General features: G+C 41.6%; 15 protein-coding genes, 2 tRNA genes and 2 pseudogenes. 11 read left to right on the top strand and 8 right to left on the bottom strand.

Annotated features, from left to right (window positions below):
- Positions 1 to 530: 530 nt before the first annotated feature.
- Together MTF66_RS27890 and MTF66_RS27885 are read right to left on the bottom strand one after the other, a co-directional pair.
- On the bottom strand, positions 531 to 830 hold the full coding sequence (locus MTF66_RS27890) for a DUF3301 domain-containing protein (RefSeq protein WP_054553721.1): 300 nt from the start codon (positions 828 to 830) through the stop codon (positions 531 to 533).
- The gene (locus MTF66_RS27885; RefSeq protein ID WP_248529304.1) at positions 831 to 1,859 is read right to left on the bottom strand and encodes a DUF3549 family protein; all 1,029 of its coding nucleotides are present in this window, start codon (positions 1,857 to 1,859) and stop codon (positions 831 to 833) included.
- A gap of 106 nt (positions 1,860 to 1,965) precedes the next feature.
- Here MTF66_RS27885 and MTF66_RS27880 point away from each other — a divergent pair, with 106 nt between their 5' ends.
- The 10 genes from MTF66_RS27880 to MTF66_RS27835 all read left to right on the top strand — a co-directional run bounded on the left by MTF66_RS27880 (position 1,966) and on the right by MTF66_RS27835 (position 11,963).
- Positions 1,966 to 2,280, top strand: a complete 315-nt coding sequence (locus tag MTF66_RS27880; RefSeq protein WP_248529303.1) for a YqcC family protein — start codon at positions 1,966 to 1,968, stop codon at positions 2,278 to 2,280.
- 1 nt (position 2,281) lies between these two features.
- Positions 2,282 to 3,055, top strand: a complete 774-nt coding sequence (gene truC, locus MTF66_RS27875) for a tRNA pseudouridine(65) synthase TruC (RefSeq protein ID WP_248529302.1) — start codon at positions 2,282 to 2,284, stop codon at positions 3,053 to 3,055.
- Positions 3,042 to 3,488 carry a flavodoxin gene (locus MTF66_RS27870; RefSeq protein ID WP_105175164.1) on the top strand — a complete coding sequence of 149 codons (447 nt, stop codon included), beginning with the start codon at positions 3,042 to 3,044 and terminating at the stop codon, positions 3,486 to 3,488. Before truC ends, MTF66_RS27870 begins: the two co-directional genes overlap by 14 nt.
- A 128-nt stretch (positions 3,489 to 3,616) precedes the next feature.
- Positions 3,617 to 4,348, top strand: a complete 732-nt coding sequence (locus MTF66_RS27865; protein ID WP_058586223.1) for an RNA methyltransferase — start codon at positions 3,617 to 3,619, stop codon at positions 4,346 to 4,348.
- Positions 4,349 to 4,408: 60 nt separating this feature from the next.
- Positions 4,409 to 7,807 carry a chromosome segregation SMC family protein gene (locus tag MTF66_RS27860; RefSeq protein WP_248529301.1) on the top strand — a complete coding sequence of 1,133 codons (3,399 nt, stop codon included), beginning with the start codon at positions 4,409 to 4,411 and terminating at the stop codon, positions 7,805 to 7,807.
- A 33-nt stretch (positions 7,808 to 7,840) separates the two neighbouring features.
- Positions 7,841 to 8,575, top strand: a complete 735-nt coding sequence (zipA, locus tag MTF66_RS27855; protein WP_058586221.1) for a cell division protein ZipA — start codon at positions 7,841 to 7,843, stop codon at positions 8,573 to 8,575.
- Positions 8,576 to 8,657: 82 nt separating this feature from the next.
- Positions 8,658 to 10,679, top strand: coding sequence for an NAD-dependent DNA ligase LigA (ligA, locus tag MTF66_RS27850; RefSeq protein ID WP_062566962.1), 2,022 nt, complete (start codon positions 8,658 to 8,660; stop codon positions 10,677 to 10,679).
- Positions 10,672 to 11,016 (top strand): DUF3392 family protein, encoded by a 345-nt coding sequence (locus tag MTF66_RS27845; RefSeq protein WP_248529300.1) that lies wholly within the window; start codon positions 10,672 to 10,674, stop codon positions 11,014 to 11,016. The genes ligA and MTF66_RS27845 overlap by 8 nt, the downstream gene beginning before the upstream one ends.
- Complete coding sequence (locus MTF66_RS27840; RefSeq protein ID WP_248529299.1) at positions 11,013 to 11,501, top strand: DUF2919 domain-containing protein; 489 nt, start codon at positions 11,013 to 11,015, stop codon at positions 11,499 to 11,501. Before MTF66_RS27845 ends, MTF66_RS27840 begins: the two co-directional genes overlap by 4 nt.
- Positions 11,502 to 11,510: 9 nt before the next feature.
- Positions 11,511 to 11,963 carry a hypothetical protein gene (locus tag MTF66_RS27835; protein WP_248529298.1) on the top strand — a complete coding sequence of 151 codons (453 nt, stop codon included), beginning with the start codon at positions 11,511 to 11,513 and terminating at the stop codon, positions 11,961 to 11,963.
- Between the two features lie 61 nt (positions 11,964 to 12,024).
- Here MTF66_RS27835 and MTF66_RS38665 read toward each other — a convergent pair.
- Positions 12,025 to 12,111, bottom strand: a pseudogene (locus tag MTF66_RS38665) (hypothetical protein); the annotation flags it as partial.
- A gap of 13 nt (positions 12,112 to 12,124) precedes the next feature.
- Here MTF66_RS38665 and msrB point away from each other — a divergent pair.
- Positions 12,125 to 12,487, top strand: a pseudogene (msrB, locus tag MTF66_RS27830) (peptide-methionine (R)-S-oxide reductase MsrB); the annotation flags it as partial.
- Positions 12,488 to 12,505: 18 nt separating this feature from the next.
- Here msrB and MTF66_RS27825 read toward each other — a convergent pair.
- The 5 genes from MTF66_RS27825 to MTF66_RS27805 form a co-directional block, all read right to left on the bottom strand.
- Positions 12,506 to 14,455, bottom strand: a complete 1,950-nt coding sequence (locus MTF66_RS27825) for an ATP-binding protein (protein WP_248529297.1) — start codon at positions 14,453 to 14,455, stop codon at positions 12,506 to 12,508.
- Positions 14,452 to 15,828, bottom strand: a complete 1,377-nt coding sequence (locus MTF66_RS27820) for an extracellular solute-binding protein (RefSeq protein ID WP_248529296.1) — start codon at positions 15,826 to 15,828, stop codon at positions 14,452 to 14,454. Before MTF66_RS27820 ends, MTF66_RS27825 begins: the two co-directional genes overlap by 4 nt.
- A 6-nt stretch (positions 15,829 to 15,834) precedes the next feature.
- Positions 15,835 to 17,469, bottom strand: coding sequence for a response regulator (locus MTF66_RS27815; protein ID WP_248529295.1), 1,635 nt, complete (start codon positions 17,467 to 17,469; stop codon positions 15,835 to 15,837).
- Positions 17,470 to 17,788: 319 nt separating this feature from the next.
- A tRNA-Val gene (locus MTF66_RS27810) sits at positions 17,789 to 17,864 on the bottom strand.
- Between the two features lie 329 nt (positions 17,865 to 18,193).
- Positions 18,194 to 18,269 (bottom strand) — tRNA-Val (locus MTF66_RS27805).
- Position 18,270 lies beyond the last annotated feature (1 nt).

Raw genomic sequence — 18,270 nt, 5'->3', positions numbered from 1 at the left:
TACCAAGATATCCGCATTTCTCTAAACTTAATCATGTCAAGAAGACGCAGGTTCAATGATTGAACTGATGCCAAGGATTAGGATTATGGCAACAAAGCAAGATGCTTAGCAGGAAGCAAAGGGACAAGAGCTAGGGAAGCAAGGAAGAACGAGGACGCTGCCAGGATGCAGTACAATCGCGGAGCGATTGAAAAGGACTGACCAAAGGATGATTTTAGCAGGAAGCTAAAGGAGCGTTTGGAAAACGAAGTGGATAGCCATTGACGGCAAGAGGACGGCACTAGGATGTGTTAAATGTTACATGAAGTAGCATGGTGGGTGTATCGGATGTATACCCGTTCAGGGGAAAGATAAAAAGGCAGCTTCGGCATAAGTAAGGATACTTAATCATGGAAGTAGCAAGATTGGGGCGTGGCTATTAGCTACGCCTTAGTTCTTTCTGGAGGTTGCACTTCTCAAACAGGCAATTATTTTGTAAAACTCGCAACTCGCAACTCGCAACTCGCAACTCGCAACTCGCAACTCGCAACTTAAATCTTGTGCGGCGGTATTACTACGCTTTTAAGTAGTTCGTTTTCCATGATCAAAACGCCTTGATACACGTTTTGCCCATCACTTGAAAACTCAAAAATAAATTCGCTTTTTATACCAGGTTTGCCGCTTTTTAAAATGCCAAGTCGGCGCTTATTGCAAGCAACACTCATCAATTGCACATTTAACTGCTCAATTTGTCTTTGTGCATGAAGGTTAGCTGCTTCGGCCACTTTTCTGTTTAACCAAAAAAAGTAGATGATGCTGCCAATGATGATGAGTGTCCACAAGCCTGCCATTTACGAAAATAACCTTCCAATTGCTCGAGCGAGTGTTTCGCTACGATTTTCTTTTCTTAATAAACCTAGTAGGTGAGGGCGAATACTAGGAATTGCAACTAAATCGGTGAAAATACTCACAAACAGTTGTTCAATTTCAGTGTGGTGTGCACAGCAATCCATAAACACGTGTAAGCGTTCTGGGTCTTCTAGTGTGCTAAAACAGCGCCCCGCAATCGTTAATAGTACATCTGACTGGGTGTTCATATCAGAGCGTAATACAGCATCAACAAGTTGCGCAGTTAAACCTTGCGCTGGTGTTTTTGATAGGCTTCTAAGAGCTGCAACAAGGGCGATGTCGTCTTTATGCTCTATGGCGTTTAAACCATAGGCTAACAATTGCTCTGCAAACACGGGTTCGATTGCAACATGTTCAAGCATTGCACTTAGCGGCTGTAATACTTCGACTGGTAATTGCCCCCAAGCGGCTTGTAGATTTGCTAAATTGTTGTCGTTATCTAAACGCATCGCAAAATCAGCAATACCTTGTATTGCAACACTTTGCCAATTATCAAAACCGAGTTTGCCTGAAAAATACAGCTGGGCATATTCGTAATACTGTGAAGCACTTTGTTTAAGCAAACATTTAACCTGTGCATTAAATGCCGCTAGCTTGTTGGCGTTTGGCGTAAATACATACGGGTTGTTGTCTAATTTGCCTTCGGCATTTTCACCGGTAATTTCTGTACCAAGCGCTTCAATTACCATATTTGCGAAGTGATCGCGGCTTGCGCTTACAAGACGGCTTTGCTCATCTAGTGGGAATTTTAAAAACCATACATAAGGTTCTTTAGACGCTTTTACATCCCAAAATTGAATAGCAAGCCAAGCATGACCTGCAAGCGGGTATGGGTAAGGGATTTTTGTTTCTTCAATGGCAAGAAATTGTTTTTTGTCTAATTTAGTGATGTGTCTGCCAATATCGAAGGCACGCCAAGTGGTGCCTGCTGCATCCAGAAGTTGCCCTAATGTGGCGATCTGCTCAGTCATAAAATCTCAATTACCGTTTTTAATCTATATCAGCCGCGAATTATACGCCATACCATGGCGCCTTGGAACAGGGTATACTAAGCACAAAGGTATTAAGAGTTTTACAATGCATCAACAGACTTTGGCGCTGCTGCGCGAATTAGAATCCACATTACAACGCCATTCACTTTGGCAAACAACACCGATTGACCCAAGTGCACTCAATTCTAGTGTACCGTTTTGTCATGACACCATGGCTTTTGAGCAATGGCTGCAATTTGTTTTTCTTGAAAAAATGCATACCCTGATTGCACATGCCCAGCCTTTACCCCGTAACTTTGCAATTGCGCCTATGGCTGAAATGATGCTGGCACAACACAGCGGCGGTAATGATGTGATTAACGTTTTACAAAAACTCGATCAATTTTTGAGTGATGACTAAGATGCAAGAGAGTGTTAAGCCACAATTTGATGAGTTAACGATTCTGTACCGCGATGAAAATTATATTGCGATTGATAAACCATCCGGTTTATTGGTTCACCGTTCGTTTTTAGACAAACACGAAACCCAATTTGCGATGCAAATGCTGCGTGACCAAATTGGTCAACACGTGTTTCCTGTTCACCGTTTAGATAGACCAACCTCAGGCGTATTACTGTTTGCGTTAAGTTCAGAAGCAGCCCGTGATATGAATCAGTTATTTATTAATGGGCAAATTGAAAAGCGTTATTTAGCATTAGTTAGAGGCTTTTTAAACGAATCAATCTTCTTAGATAAACCTTTAAAAGAAGAGCTTGATAAAATCGCTGACAAGTTTGCTGATCAAAATAAAGCACCGCAAGAAGCACAAACGCAATTTCATTGCTTGCACCAAGCAACCTTGCCTATTCCAATTGGTAAATACCCAACAGTTCGTTACTCGCTGGTGGAGTGTTTTCCAAAAACTGGCCGCAAACATCAAATACGCCGTCATTTAAAACATTTATCATTGCCAATTATTGGTGATGTAAATCATGGTGATAATCAGCATAATCAATTTTTTAGAGAACATTTTAAACTTCGTCGGTTAATGTTATTTGCCTCTGAATTAAAGTTTGTGCACCCTTATAGCAAGCAACCAATAACAATTAGAGCGCCTTTAGGCGATGCAATGTTAACGATTTGCCAGCAACTTGGCTGGCCAACAGAAGAAAAGGATTATTATGGCAACCATTAGTATTTTTGTCGGCAGTGTTTACGGCGGTGCTGAGCGTTTAAGCGAACAAGTTATTGAAGTCATTGAAAAGTCTGAGCATCAAGCGCAATTAGTTGAAAATGGCACGGTTGATGACATGCTGGCTGCGTCACATATTTTAGTGATCACTTCAACGACGGGTCAGGGCGATATTCCTGACAATTTAATCGCTTTATATAGCCAATTAAATGATCAATTCCCACTGTTAACAGGTAAGCAATACGGCATTATTGCTATGGGCGACCGCAGCTATGGCGATACGTTTTGTGGTGCAGGTCGCAGTTTTGATGAGCTGTTTCGCGATTTACAGGCAAAACCTGTTGGTCATCGTTTAGAAATTGATGCCTGTGAAGATTTTGAACCTTGGCCTGTAACTGAGCCATGGTTAAATGAGTGGCTGACGAAAATTAGTTAATGCCTCTTATCAGCTAGTGTCTCTTAAAAGTGCTGATTGAATAAGCAATTGGCACTTTCCCCTTGGTTTTTCGAGTACAGAATCTGTGACCTTGGTGATATACTAAAACATCATTTAATGAGGCTGTTATGATTTCAAAAAACCAACTGAAACTAATTCGTGCATTAGGTCAAAAGAAATACCGTAAGCAATATAACCAGTACCTTGTTCAAGGCGAAAAAAATGTACTTGAATTACTAAACAGTGGTTTAAGTATTGCTCATATATTTGCGACTCCTGCATTTATTGCTGCGCACCAATCAGCACTTGCAGCCCATCAAGTCATTGAAGCAGATGAAGACAGCCTTACCAAAGCTAGTACGCTTGTTAGTAACAACGCCGCAATTGCTGTTGTTGATATGCCAAGTGAGCAAGCATTACCAACATCGGGACTCATTTTAGCCCTTGATGGCGTGTCGGATCCGGGGAATTTAGGAACGATTATTCGTGTTGCTGATTGGTATGGTATTAAGCATATTGTTACCAGCAAAGACAGTGCGGATGCTTATAACCCGAAAACTATTAGCGCCACAATGGGTTCATTTGCTCGCGTGTGTGTCTCACAAACTGATTTAACCAGTTACTTACCAAGCCTAAACCTCCCAGTGTATGGTGCATTTTTAGAAGGTGAGAACATCCACAAAACTGCTCTTAAACAAGATGCCGTATTACTAATGGGCAGTGAATCTCATGGTATACGTACTGATTGCGAAAGCTTAGTTACTGATAAAATCACTATTCCGGCTTATGGCCAAGCAGAATCGCTCAATGTAGCGATGGCAACGGGTATTATTTTAGATAATTTTAAGCGCCACGCTTAACCTTTTACCCTAAAATGGGTTAAATTGAAGAATAACAATAAAAATCGGTAAAACAATTAGATGCGCTTAAGCACCATAAAATTAGCGGGTTTCAAATCGTTTGTTGAACCCACTAAGATCCCATTTCCTGATCAGATGACGTGTGTTGTCGGCCCAAACGGCTGTGGCAAATCAAATGTCATCGATGCAGTGCGTTGGGTGCTAGGTGAAAGCTCAGCTAAAAACTTACGTGGCGATGCCATGACCGATGTTATTTTTAACGGCTCAACTAATCGAAAACCTATTTCACAAGCCTCTGTTGAGTTGGTGTTTGATAACACCAGTGGCCATTTACCGAATACCTTTGCTGATCGAAACCAAGTGGCGATCAAACGCTTAGTGACTCGAGATGGCCAGTCAATTTATTTTCTAAATGGCAGCAAGTGCCGTAAGCGTGATATTACCGACATCTTTTTAGGCACAGGTCTTGGCCCGCGCAGCTATGCGATAATTGAGCAGGGCATGATCTCGCGTTTAATTGAGAGCAAACCGGCTGATTTACGTGTTTTTTTAGAAGAAGCAGCGGGGGTTTCAAAATACAAAGAGCGTCGTCGTGAAACCCAAACCCGCATTAAAAGCACCCGCGAAAACCTTGAGCGACTGCTTGATGTAAGGCAGGAGTTGCAAACACAGCTCGATAAACTTGCAGTGCAATCAGTCGATGCAAAAAAATACCGAGAGCTAAAAGCCACTGAGCGCACCTTAAAAGGGCAAATTGCGGTTTTGAAGTGGCAGAAGTTACACCAACAACAAATTGATAAAGCTGAGCAAATTAATAAACTTAAAGAGCAAATCCAGTTCTTTAAAGAAGCGCATTCTGGCCACGATGATGTTTTAGCAAGCCTTGAAAATCAGGTGCAGCTTGAGCAGCAAAAACTGCAAGACGCACAGCAGGCTCAGCATCAAACACACACTGATTTGACGCGTAAAGAGCAGCAACAGATCAGCTTAAAGCAGCAACAGCAAACACTTACCCAAAACCTTATTAAACAGCAACAACTGCAGTTACAAAACAATGAGCTGCAAGAAGAGCAACACGCCTCAGCCGCCATTTTACAAGAGCAGCTACAAGACGCGATTGAGCAAAGTTTACTGTGCGCCGAACAAGTTGCAGAGGTTGAAGAACAAGTCGCTCAGCAACAGCAACAAACGCAAAGTGCCAATGAGCAATATCAAAGCACCTTACAGAAAAGCCAAGCTCATAGCAGTGATATTAATGTTGCAAAGAGTCAACAGGCTAACTTTGCCCAGACTGTTGCGCAACTTGAGTCTCAGCAGGCACAACTTGCCGCTGAAATTAGTGAACTTGAAGCGACTCCAGTTGCAGCGCAAATTGCTGAGCAACAACAGCAAATTCAATCACTGACGAAAGAGCTTGCACAGCAACAAAGTGCGCTGAATAAGCTCACTCAAAATCTAGAACAAGCGGATAAAGAGCAACAGCACTTAGAGCAGGACTTAAAGCGGGTTCAGCAGCACAGCAATGAAAATAGAGCCAGCATAGCGGCGCTTAACTCTTTGTTATCAGAACAAACCGGCAACGAAAGTGTCTCTTTATTAGCGCAGTTAAAGGTGGCTTCTGGCTTTGAACCGCTAATTGAACAAGCCCTACTTGGCCTTGAGCATTTAAAGGTCAGTCAACATAAAGAGCCTAACAGTGTTTGGCCTGCATCTGATGATGAGTTACCAAAAGAGTCATTAGCTAATTATATCGAATCAGGTGCTTACCCTGACTTATTAGCACGGTTTGCATTTCAACCTTGTTTTGATGACGCTATTTTGGCGGATCAATATTGGCTGGCAGTGATTGATGAAGAGGGCTGTATGCATGGTCGTAACTTTCATACCGATGCTAATAAAGACGCCGACAATTCTTTGCTTTTAAAGCATGCTCAGCTAAGTGATGCCCAGCAGTTAGCTGAAGAACTCAACGAGCAATTAGAAACTAAGCAGCAATTGCTAAATGAGCATCTAGCTCACAAGAAAACGCTCATCGCCGATAAAGAGCAATACAGAGAGCGAATTCACCAAGCAGCTCAGCAGATTGCATCGGCCAGCACTCGACGCGATATGCTATTAGAGCAGCAAACCCAGTGGCAAAACCAGCTTATTAAGTTGCAACAGCGTCAAACCTTACTGGCTGAGCAAAAGCAAAATGCTGATGAACAGCAACAAACTCAGCAGTGTTTACTAGAACAACTGTTAGAGCAGCAATTAGAACTTGAAACTGAGTTAGAGCAAGCAAAACACCTACAAGCTGAGGCAAATAACCGCTACCGCCAAGTGGCTTCTATGCTTGAGCAATATAAAACGCAAGCACATCAAGCAAATTTGGCCGAACAAAAAGCACGCAGTGAATGTCAACTTAGCGAAACCAAACTACAGCATGCTAATGCCGCCCAAAGTGCTGCCAGTGAAGCTGTATTAGAGCTCAACGAGCAACTAGAAGAATTAGTGATCCCGCTTGAAGAAGTAGCAGAGCAAATTATGCTATTGCTTGAAAAGCATCAACAAAGTGACGTTGAGCTGAAAAACTTGCAAGCGGCCTTGAGTCAAGCTAAAAAGGAGCTTGCTGATAAGCAAACAGCGTTGAAATCATCGCAATCTGAGTTGGTGACGTTACAAGAGCAGTTGCAAGCATTAGCGCTGGATGAGCAAAGTTTAATCGTTAAGGCGCAAGCTGCGTTAGAGCCACTTGAAGAATTGGAACAAAATTTAAAAACAGTACTTGAAGAACTGCCTGAAAATGCCAATTTAAATAGCTTGCAAACGAGGCTTGCAAGAACAACGCAAGCTTTAAATGAACTTGGCGCGGTGAACTTAGCGGCAATAGATGAGTTTGAGCAGGCTAAACAGCGCAGCGATTATTTAAATCAGCAGCTTGATGACTTAACACAAGCATTAAATACCCTTGAAGGGGCGATTCAAAAAATCGACCGAGAAACAAAAAATCGTTTCAAGGCAACCTTTGAACAAGTAAACACAGACTTTGGGGAGTTATTCCCAAAAGTGTTTGGTGGCGGTAGTGCTTACCTTGAATTGACCAGTGATGATCTACTTGAAAGTGGGGTGAGCATCATGGCAAGGCCACCAGGCAAGAAAAATTCGACAATTCACCTGCTTAGTGGTGGAGAAAAAGCGCTGACCGCATTATCATTGGTGTTTTCAATATTCAGGCTCAATCCAGCTCCATTCTGTATGCTAGATGAAGTGGATGCGCCATTGGATGATGCGAACGTGGGTCGTTTTTGCCGTTTGGTAGAAGAGATGTCACAATCAGTACAATTTATTTATATCAGTCATAACAAGATTGCTATGGAAATGGCAGGCAGATTGACCGGTGTAACTATGGCGGAACCAGGTGTATCACGTATGGTCGCTGTAGATATAGAACAAGCTGTGCAAATGGCACATGCATAAAATTTAGGCATATCAAATAATAAAGGTGAGGGGATGGCCGAAGAATTAAGATGGGCTTTAATCGTAATCAGTGTATTTGTCATTGGTGGTTTATTAATTCACGGCTTATGGTCGGTGCGTAAAAAGGACAGCCCAGATACGCCTTCAGTAGAGCGGGTTGAACCGAACGAAACAACCAATGAGGTTCAAGAGCCTGCAACTGCAAAACCGCAAGAGCGTGATGAGCCAGAGTTTGGTGATTTAAGCTTTTCAGCAGAAAGTCACGACGAGCCGGCTGTTTCAGAACAGGTTGTTGAAGAGCCAGAAGCAGAAACTCAGCAACAAGAAGTTGAAGAAGAGCCAGCAGATGCACAAGTTCCTACCGATTTCATTATTGTGCATTTACAAATGCCAGAGGGTTTAACAATGGATGGCAGTCAATTATTGCCAGCCGTTAATATGTTAGGCTTTAAGTACTCTGAAGAAGGTTTCTTTAACCGTCACTTAGACCCAGCAGGCACAGGCCCGGTGTTATTCCGCTTAGTGAATATGTACAACCCAGGTACGTTCGATATTGATAATATGGAACAGTTTAGCACGGCAGGTGTTAGCTTATTTATGACCTTACCATGTGATGGCGATGGTCTAAGTGCATTCAATATGTTGCACAGTGCAGCTAAAAAGCTAGCCGATGAATTTGGTGCAACGATTTTAGATAGCAACCGTGAAGAAATGACGGTTGAAAGCGTTCGTGAGTATGTTGAGAAAGTTCGAAGCTTTTCAGCTTAAACGTTCGTATAAATGATAAGTGTTAGGCCACTTGGCGTTAAGTCGTCTAAGTGGCTTTTTTATGTAGATTTTTGAGGTTTTCATGTCCAGCCCTATCTTTGAGCAAATTAGCCAACTTCGTGCCCAGTTAGAAGAGCATAACCATAATTACTATGTGCTGGATGCACCAAGCATTCCTGATGCTGAATATGACCGTTTAATGCGCGAATTAAGCGCCCTTGAGCAAGCTAACCCTGAGTTTCAGAGCCCTGACTCACCAAGTCAAAAAGTTGGTGGCGCTGCACTTGATAAGTTTGAGCAAGTTACTCACCAAGTGCCGATGCTGTCACTTGATAATGCCTTTTCAGAAGAGGAGTTTGCCGCCTTTAACCGCCGTATCAAAGAACGAGTAATGGATAACAAGGAGCTGACTTTTTGTTGTGAACCAAAGCTTGATGGTTTAGCGGTATCGATTATTTATCGTGATGGTGTTTTAGTTCAAGCAGCCACCCGTGGCGATGGTATGGTAGGTGAAAACATCACCCAAAACGTGAAAACAATTCGTAATGTGCCGCTTAAGTTACGTGGCGATGACTTCCCGGCAGAGCTTGAAGTGCGCGGTGAAGTATTTATGGATAGTGCCGGTTTTGCCAAACTAAACAGTGAAGCCGAAAAGCGTGGCGACAAAGTTTTCGTTAACCCGCGTAATGCCGCTGCCGGTAGCTTACGTCAGCTTGACTCTAAAGTAACAGCAAAACGTCCACTGATGTTTTATGCCTACAGCACTGGACTTGTTGCCGATGGACAGTTACCAGAAGACCATTACCAACAGCTTGCTAAACTTACCGATTGGGGTTTACCACTTTGCCCAGAAACAAAGCTCGTTGAAGGTCAGCAAGCTGCACTTGATTATTATCAAGATATCTTGACGCGTCGAAGTAGCCTTGCCTACGAAATTGACGGTGTGGTTATTAAAGTAAACGACAAAAAACTACAAGAGCGTTTAGGCTTTGTGGCACGTGCACCGCGCTGGGCAATTGCTTTTAAATTCCCAGCACAAGAAGAAATCACCCAATTACTTGATGTTGAATTCCAGGTAGGGCGCACAGGTGCAATAACCCCTGTAGCACGATTAGAGCCGGTATTTGTAGGTGGCGTAACGGTATCTAACGCAACGCTTCATAATGGCGATGAAATTGCCCGTTTAGGCGTTAAAATTGGCGATACCGTGATTATTCGCCGTGCAGGTGATGTTATTCCGCAAATTACCCAAGTTGTCCTTGAACGTCGTCCAGATGATGCTAAAGACATTGAATTTCCTGCGACTTGCCCAATTTGTGACTCACATGTGGAGCGCATTGAAGGTGAAGCGGTTGCCCGTTGTACTGGTGGTTTAGTGTGCCAAGCGCAGCGTAAGCAAGCAATTAAACATTTTGCGTCACGTAAAGCCCTTGATGTAGATGGCTTGGGTGACAAAATTGTTGATCAACTTGTTGATCGTGAGCTTATCAAAACGCCTGCTGATTTATTTATCCTTAAACAAGGGCATTTTGAATCCTTAGAGCGAATGGGCCCTAAATCTGCTAAGAACTTAGTTAATGCACTACAAGATGCTAAACAAACAACCTTAGCTAAATTCCTATATTCGTTAGGTATTCGTGAAGTGGGTGAAGCAACCGCGCAAAACTTAGCAAACCATTTTTTAACCCTTGAAAAAATCACTCAAGCAAGCGTTGATGCGTTAACTGAAGTAAGTGACGTAGGTGAGATCGTTGCCAAGCATGTACGTGGCTTCTTTAGCGAAGAGCACAATATGGCAGTTGTAAATGCGTTAGTTGAGCAAGGTATCCACTGGCCAGAATTAACAGCGCCGAGCGCCGATGCGCAGCCATTAGCGGGCTTAACTTACGTGCTGACCGGCACATTGAGTGAGCTTAATCGTAATGATGCAAAAGCACGTTTACAAGCGTTAGGTGCAAAAGTGTCGGGTAGTGTATCGGCGAAAACAGATGCGCTGATTGCAGGTGAAAAAGCAGGCTCAAAATTAACCAAAGCACAAGACTTAGGCATTGATGTGTTAACTGAGGCTGACCTCATTGCACTTTTAAGTGAGCACAATGGATAGTCTATTGCAGGCATTGTCGTCAGTTGCTTTAACAATTGGCAGCTGGCTGCAACCACACCTTTACAATATTTCATTATTGCTGGTGGTGTGTTTTATATCCTTGTATGCAAACGATATTATTAAAGTGACCAAGCGCTTTGTCGTGCGTCGTCACTTTATTATTCGCGTGCTTTGCTTTGTGTTGGTCACAGGGTTTGGCATGGGCTTACTTGTGGTGTTTGTAACTCCATTTTTAAGTAAGTTGCTACTGCTACTCGGTGTTAAATGGCTGGCGCTTACACTTACAGCTGCGTTTTTTGTACTTGGCATCATTGCCGATAAGAAGAACCAAATATGAATCGCTACGGTCCAGAATACTGGGATAAACACGGCGCTTATCGAACCCCAGTAGCGTTTCATTTAACTTTGTTAGTGTTGTTACGCAGTTACTTTATATGGATTATGGCGGCGCTGAGTCGTCGCCCTGATTTAGATATCATGTCGCTGTTTTTTAAATCGAAAAGCGATTTCTTTACAGCCATTGCCATAGCTGCAATCGCCTTATTACCGGCGGTGATCTTTTGTTTACGCCGACCTCAAGAAAACGCTGAAAGTGCGAAACGTCTCGCGTCTATATGGCGTTTTATGCGCTGGCCATTAATTTTGTGTGCAATCACAGATTTAAGTTGGTTAATCTATCAGGCTGCGCACAGTCACTATCAGTTTTCGTTTTTCTTAGCCTGTCAAATGGTGCTAGTGTTATGGGTACTGTTATATTTATTAAAAAGCAGATATCTGTCGGTCTTTTTTAATGATTGGCCAGATCCAATCGAAAAGAAATAGGGCTGCAATATGTTGGCAATTAATAAGCTTTTAGCAAAAATTTCACTCACTATCGCGCTGGTATTAATTGCTTTGTGGGTATTTACGCCACTTTGGCACAGTGCTGCATTTTCGTTGTTTGTGATGTTATGGGGCTTTATTACTTTATCAAGCCTTTATCGGGTAACTCCGTTATTTGTAGCGCGTAATCCCATTACTGATTTACTAAAGCGTGATGTAAATCAGCTAGCGCTGATAAGTCTGGCTGGTTTATTCGATTTTAAACGCAAAGCTGAGTTTGTATTAATTGGCCAAATTAAGCAGATTGAAATCGGCGAAGGGGTAATCCATGTAACTGATGTCAATGACCAGCTGATAACAGCCGTATTAAGTGTTAACAGCAGCCAAATAAATAGTCATTTAGCACAGCTACTTTCTGAGCGTGAACGTGCACAAATAGATATCAGGTTACAAACACAGTAATTACTAGACGCACGTTGCTTGCCCTTCGTAGTGCTTGTGATGTACTGTGCAACTGTTGTATTCAACCCTGAGGGAGCATTATGTTAACTTGGCAAGATATTTTAGAGTTTGCCCATAACGGTAACCCAACACCTTCACGTCGAGTCGAAAAATCGCCATCTGAATGGCAAGCTGAGCTCGAACAAGATGCATTCTATGTAACCCGTTTAAAAGGCACCGAACGTCCGCACAGCTCTGATTCATGTACGATATTTGAACCAGGTCAATATGCGTGTGTATGTTGTGACAACTTACTTTTTGATGGCGATGAAAAGTTCGATAGTGGCACAGGCTGGCCGTCATTTACTCAGCCTAGCAGTGTTGAAAGCATTGCCTATATCGCGGACTCTAGCCATGGTATGCAGCGCATTGAAGCCGTATGTAATGTTTGCGATGCACATTTAGGACATGTATTTCCTGATGGTCCACCGCCAAGTGGCTTACGCTATTGCATGAATGCTATAGCGATGAAAAAACGCGACTAATGCGTGTCTAATCTCTACCTAATCTAAGTATTGAGCAATGATGAAAATAAGGTGCTCACGGTGAATTGGCTTACTGATTATGTAGTCTGTCAAAATACTGGATTGCGCCTTATCATCTTTTAATACCGATGCTGTAACCGCAATGATTGGAATATGCTTGAAGCGATCATCACTGCGAATTAACTGACTTGCTTCTAATCCGCCCATCACCGGCATTTTTAAATCCATAATAATTAAATCAGGCTGATGCTGCTCAATTTTTTTAAGGGCATCTTCACCATTGATAGCCGTGTCTACGGTAAAGCTCCAGCGCGATAAGAAGGACTCTAAATAGTCACGGTTGTAGGGAATATCATCAACAATCAAAATTCGAGCAGGATTAAAGTGGTAGCTCGAAATAGCGGGGTAGTTACGATGTTTCACTTCATTTTTAGATTCAGCTAATTCAACATTTGGTAAAGACACAATAAACTCACTGCCTTTATCTTTATCGCTGATCACCGATAACTCACCACCCATTAGCTTGATAAAACGCAGTGAAATCGCAAGACCTAATCCCGTTCCACCAAACTCCGAACTACGTTGGCCTTGTACTTGTTCAAAATCATTAAAAATAAGATCTTGTTGATCTTTAGGAATACCTTTACCTGTGTCTGTGACATGAATTTTGATATCAATATTGCTGTTGTCATCGTGGGCTTTAAAATCAAAATACACTTTAACGCTGCCTTGTGCAGTGAACTTAATGGCATTACTGATTAAGTTGGTTAGTACTTGGCGCACTTTATTGCTATCAAGTAACACTGGGGTTGTTAACTCAGGATGAGAGCTTATTTGTAAGTCGAGATCCTTTTGTGCACTGAGTTGTAAAAACATCATATTAAGCTCATGGCACATTTTAGGGATTTCTACACGCTCAATATCGAGTTGCATTTTACCAGCATCGATTTTTGATAAATCGAGAATGTCATTTAATACATTAAGCAGTGAATTACCAGAGATTGATATTGCTTCTAAGTAACGACGCTTATTTTTATCTGTTTCGCTATCTTGTAGTAATTGGCTAAAACCTAGCACTGCATTGAGCGGAGTTCTTAACTCATGCGACATATTAGCTAAAAAGCGACTTTTGGCCTGATTTGATTGCTCAGCTTGTTCTTTAGCATCAAGGTACTCTTGAGTGCGCTTTGCAACTGTGTCTTCAAGCAAACTATGTTGTTCATGCATGCTGTTGATCTGCTGTCTAACCGCAGCGCGCATCATTTTAAAGCCACTGGCGAGAGTACCTATTTCATCTTGGCTTTTTATATTTATAGGGCAGTTTAAATCACCTGTGGTCACAGCATGAGAAAACTCCACGAGCTGATCAATTGGCTGCAAAATAATTCTGCGAATAATGATATAGGCGATGATAAGTGCGGTTAACAGGTAAATAGCAAACAGCGAAACCGCATTACTAATAATCGATTTAGTCTTTAACGCTAAGTCTTTATCTGAAAAACTCACCATAACGTAACCGATGTTTTCCCCCTGAAAGTTGCTAATTGGCACAGCAACAACATATTGCTGCTCCATGGCTACAATGACATTATGCTTAGGATTGAGCTGTTTTAGCAGTTCTTGGTTAGTTTCTAGGGTATCGACTTTACTGTTATCCGGGTGGGCGGCGATAAAGTTATTTTGGTCGATAAAGTAAATCGTCTTTAAATCATCAAAGGTATTATTTTTTAAAATGTTCTTTAATGTAATGCCCTGAATTTTAAGCACCCAACTTCCCACGGTATTGTCTTGTGTGAGGCTGTTTATTTCTGACAACATGGGCGAGACAATCGCATCGGCTTTTTCACTCATGTTCAAAAGTGTTTGCTCTTTAAGCTCCATTACATGCAACGACGTACTTGCCCCTAAAATAAGGGTAATGGTAAAGCCAATGATCATTAAAATTTTGTGGGCAATACTAATTCTCATTGCTCAATATTGCTCCGTACTTTTAATGCTTGCATATTAGCGTTAATTTTTGCGTCTGTGCTTTTGATTGATTGTTTTATATCTGCACCATAGAAAATTTGGCTAAAGGTTTGCGAAATAATTTCGCCAATAACAGGAAACTCGACCATGCCAGCCTGAAGGCGATCAGGCGTTGCATGCTCAAACACCCATAACATGGCTTTGTTAAAGCCAGGTTTGTTTACTAGAGTAAACAGCTTCTCGTGCCACACTTTTTGTCTAGGCGGTGAGCCACCTGTACTAAGTAGTGCGGCGGTCTGCTCACTGGTTGCCCATTGAATAAATAACCATGCAGCATCTTTGTTAGTTGATTTGCTATTAATTGCAAATGCCCATGCCCAAGGAGATGTTTCTCTGGCGATTGGACCTGCAGGTAAGGGGGCAGCTTCCCATTTATTCCAAATATCTGACTCTTCGGCGGTATCTATTTCATTATAAAAATGAGAAGCCAAAAAGGCCGAGGCAAGGCGGCCTTCTTTAAACAGGCGACGAATTTCATAAAAATGCAGTAAGCGGCTGTTATCTGGATTGCCGAACCCTGTTACTAGGCCGCGATACACTTGAAGGCTTTGTGCCGTTTCAGGGCTATTAAAAACTGACCGGCCCTGCGCGTCGATAACTTCAGCGCCATAAGCACGCATAACAGGTAATACAGTCCAAGTGTTTAATCCTGCACCGGGCAACGTACGTGAGGCAAATGCATGCATTCCATTTAAAGAAGGTGTGCGGTCGATTTCCCGTTGTAACTTAACTTTGGTTGCTTGTAGTTGCTCGTAGGTATCGGGAACAGCTAAGTTAAAACGTTCGAAAAGATCTTTGCGATAAAAATAAATCGGCGCAGAAAAATCAAATGGTAACGAATATAGTGTGTTATCAATTTTACAAAGCGCTAGGCTACGTTCACTAATGTCTTCTAACTGATACCAAGTTTTGTCTGTCAGTTTTTGGTTATCAATGTAAGGCTGCAAGGGCTCAATCCAGCCTTGGCTTTGCGCTTCACCTAAAAAGGTAATCCCCATCGGCAGTACATCGTAAAGCCCTGAAGCCTCGCTTAAATCTTGATGGCGACGAACACGCATTTGTGATTGTTCTAAAGCATGAAAGCCAACAGAAATCCCTGTTAGCTGCTCAAATAAAGGAATGTAGGGTTTTAACGCCATAAATGCAGGCTGCTCATCAGCCAAAATGTTGATATGGCTACCTGCTTTACTTTGCCAATTGATACTGGCTTGTTGCCAATGTTGTAATGTTGCTGAGGCAAAGCTGTATTGGCAAAAGAATAAAAGCGCAACGCTTAGGAGGGGCTTTTTAAATTTAAACAAAGAAGATGCCATACGCGATCACTCAGCAAGCTTAATTTTTAACTTTGCAGCCAGGGCTTTAATTTTTTCAAAGCGGATTGCTTGTTCATCTTCTAATGTTTGTGCATCTAGCAAGGCAAAACATTTTTTCGCCAGCGCTAAATTAAATGATTGGCCTTGGTTATTTGTATCGAATAAACATTGTAATAAGTTTAAAGCGATGCTGGCATTTTTTGGCATGATCCTAAATGCTTGGGTGAAGGCTTCAAGCGCCGTATTGAGCTGACCTTTATTAAACTGTGTTACAGCGTGATTATTGAGCTCTTTAGGACCGAGCTTGATATCTCGTCGTTCAGTTTGTTGTTGTTGAATATAACGTAAATACACCGGATCGCTAACTGATGGGTGGCGTTCACAGTGAGTTATTATTTGGTTAAACAGCATCTGCGCTTTGTTGTGAAAACCAAGCTCATGAAATGCTTTCGCTTTATCTAGCGCACCATCTACTGAACGAATTTGAGTGTCGCTTTCATCAAGTTGATTGATAAGTGCTTTAGCCTTTTGATGTTCATCCTTTAAATAATGCAAACGCGCATTGAGAACATCAATTTGTGTTTGATTATTACTATTCGGAAACTGCTTTTTTAAATCACTTAAGTACTGGTTTGTCTGCCTTGAAATACGATTAACTTGATCGGTTTGATCCGTTGTTAAAGCAAAATCAATCCCTGCGCGCGCCGCATTTAAATATATATCAGGGTTATCGTGAATTGAGTGCTTTGCGTAACTGGCAATATCTTTTTGAGTTAAATAGTTCTTTTCATAATCATGATTAAGTAATGATACATGACTCAAGGCTTTTTGACGGTCAATGTTACGTGGGGCAATCTCAACAGCTTTACTAAAAAAATCCTGAGCTTCATCAAACTTATTGAGTTTTATTTCTAATCGACCCAGTAAATCAAGAGCAACTAGTCTCGTTTCACTACGCTGCAACATCGTCTTAAGCATGCGGTGTGCTAGGGTATGTTCATTATTAGCAATAAGCGCTTCGACTAAACCAACTTTTGCCCAAGTAAATTTTTGAATATCGAGCACTGATTTAAAAAATGTTTTGGCATCTTCAAAGCGCTTAAGGCGAAGTAGGGTGTCGCCTTTTAATCTCAATAGAATGGCGCTGTAACTATTACCTTTGTTTTGCAGCAAGGTATCAATTTGTTTAATTGCTTTGGAGTCATTCCCATCATCAATAAGTTGATAAATTTGATGTAGGTTACTTTTGCGCAATAACACCTTTTCAATACGATTTTTTAATTCGTTAATTGTAAAGGGTTTAACTAAGAAATCATCTGGTTGTAGCTCGAGTACACTGTGAACTAACGAGCCGCTTGTTTCAGCTGAAATAAAAATAAAGCCGGTAGAGTTTTTTATAAGACGTTTAGTTTTCAGCTCTTCATAAAGCTGATAACCATCTTGATGTTTACTAAGGTTAAATGAACAAACGATGAGATCAAATTGCTCAATTTGACATTGTTCTTTTGCTGCAATTGCATGCTCTGCAAAACGCAACTGACGAAACCCCAATCCCTCTAAGGACTGTTTCATATAGCTTTGAGCAAGTGGCTGCTCTTCAACTATTAAAATTTTGGCTTTCGAAAAAATCTTTGCAGGCATTGGACTTGCGACTAAGTGACATTAACGATGACTATAATAAACAGTCTAGCCGCTGACAAGGCAAATTACAGCTTTTGCAATGATTTAAAGTTTCGCTTTGGGTTATATCAATAAAGGGAGTAGTGAGTGATAGATATTAGAAGTTAGATATTAGAAGTTAGATATTAGAAGTTAGATTTTAGAAGTGATTGTTATATGTGGTGGGTCGTACTGGACTTGAACCATCGAGCCTGTGTTTTGTAAAGAATGGCGATGCATTTTAAAACTAGAGATAAAATAATGAAGCTTTAAAGAAAGTATTTAATGAAGTGTTTATATGTGGTGGGTCGTACTGGACTTGAACCAGTGACCCTCGCCTTGTAAGGGCGATGCTCTCCCAACTGAGCTAACGACCCACATATAAATTTTTTAAGATTAAATGGTTGGTCTTACTGAACTTAACCACCGAGCCTTTTCGTTGTAAAGAGTTGCGATGCTCTTTGCTTCAAAAAGTAATGGTGGGTCGTACTGGACTTGAACCATCGAGCCTGTGTTTTGTAAAGAGTGGCGATGCTTTTTTAATTTAGAAACAAAACAAGGAAGTATTAGATGAAATGCTATATGTGGTGGGTCGTACTGGATTTGAATCATCGAGCCTGTGTTTTGTAAAGGGTGGCGATGCTTTTTAAAACTAGAGATAAAATAATGAAGCTTTAAAGAAAGTATTTAATGAAGTGTTTATATGTGGTGGGTCGTACTGGACTTGAACCAGTGACCCTCGCCTTGTAAGGGCGATGCTCTCCCAACTGAGCTAACGACCCA

The sequence above is a fragment of the Pseudoalteromonas sp. 2CM39R genome, assembly GCF_023161845.1.
Note: the sequence above shows the minus strand (reverse complement) of the source record. Positions and strands in the feature narration are given on the sequence as shown.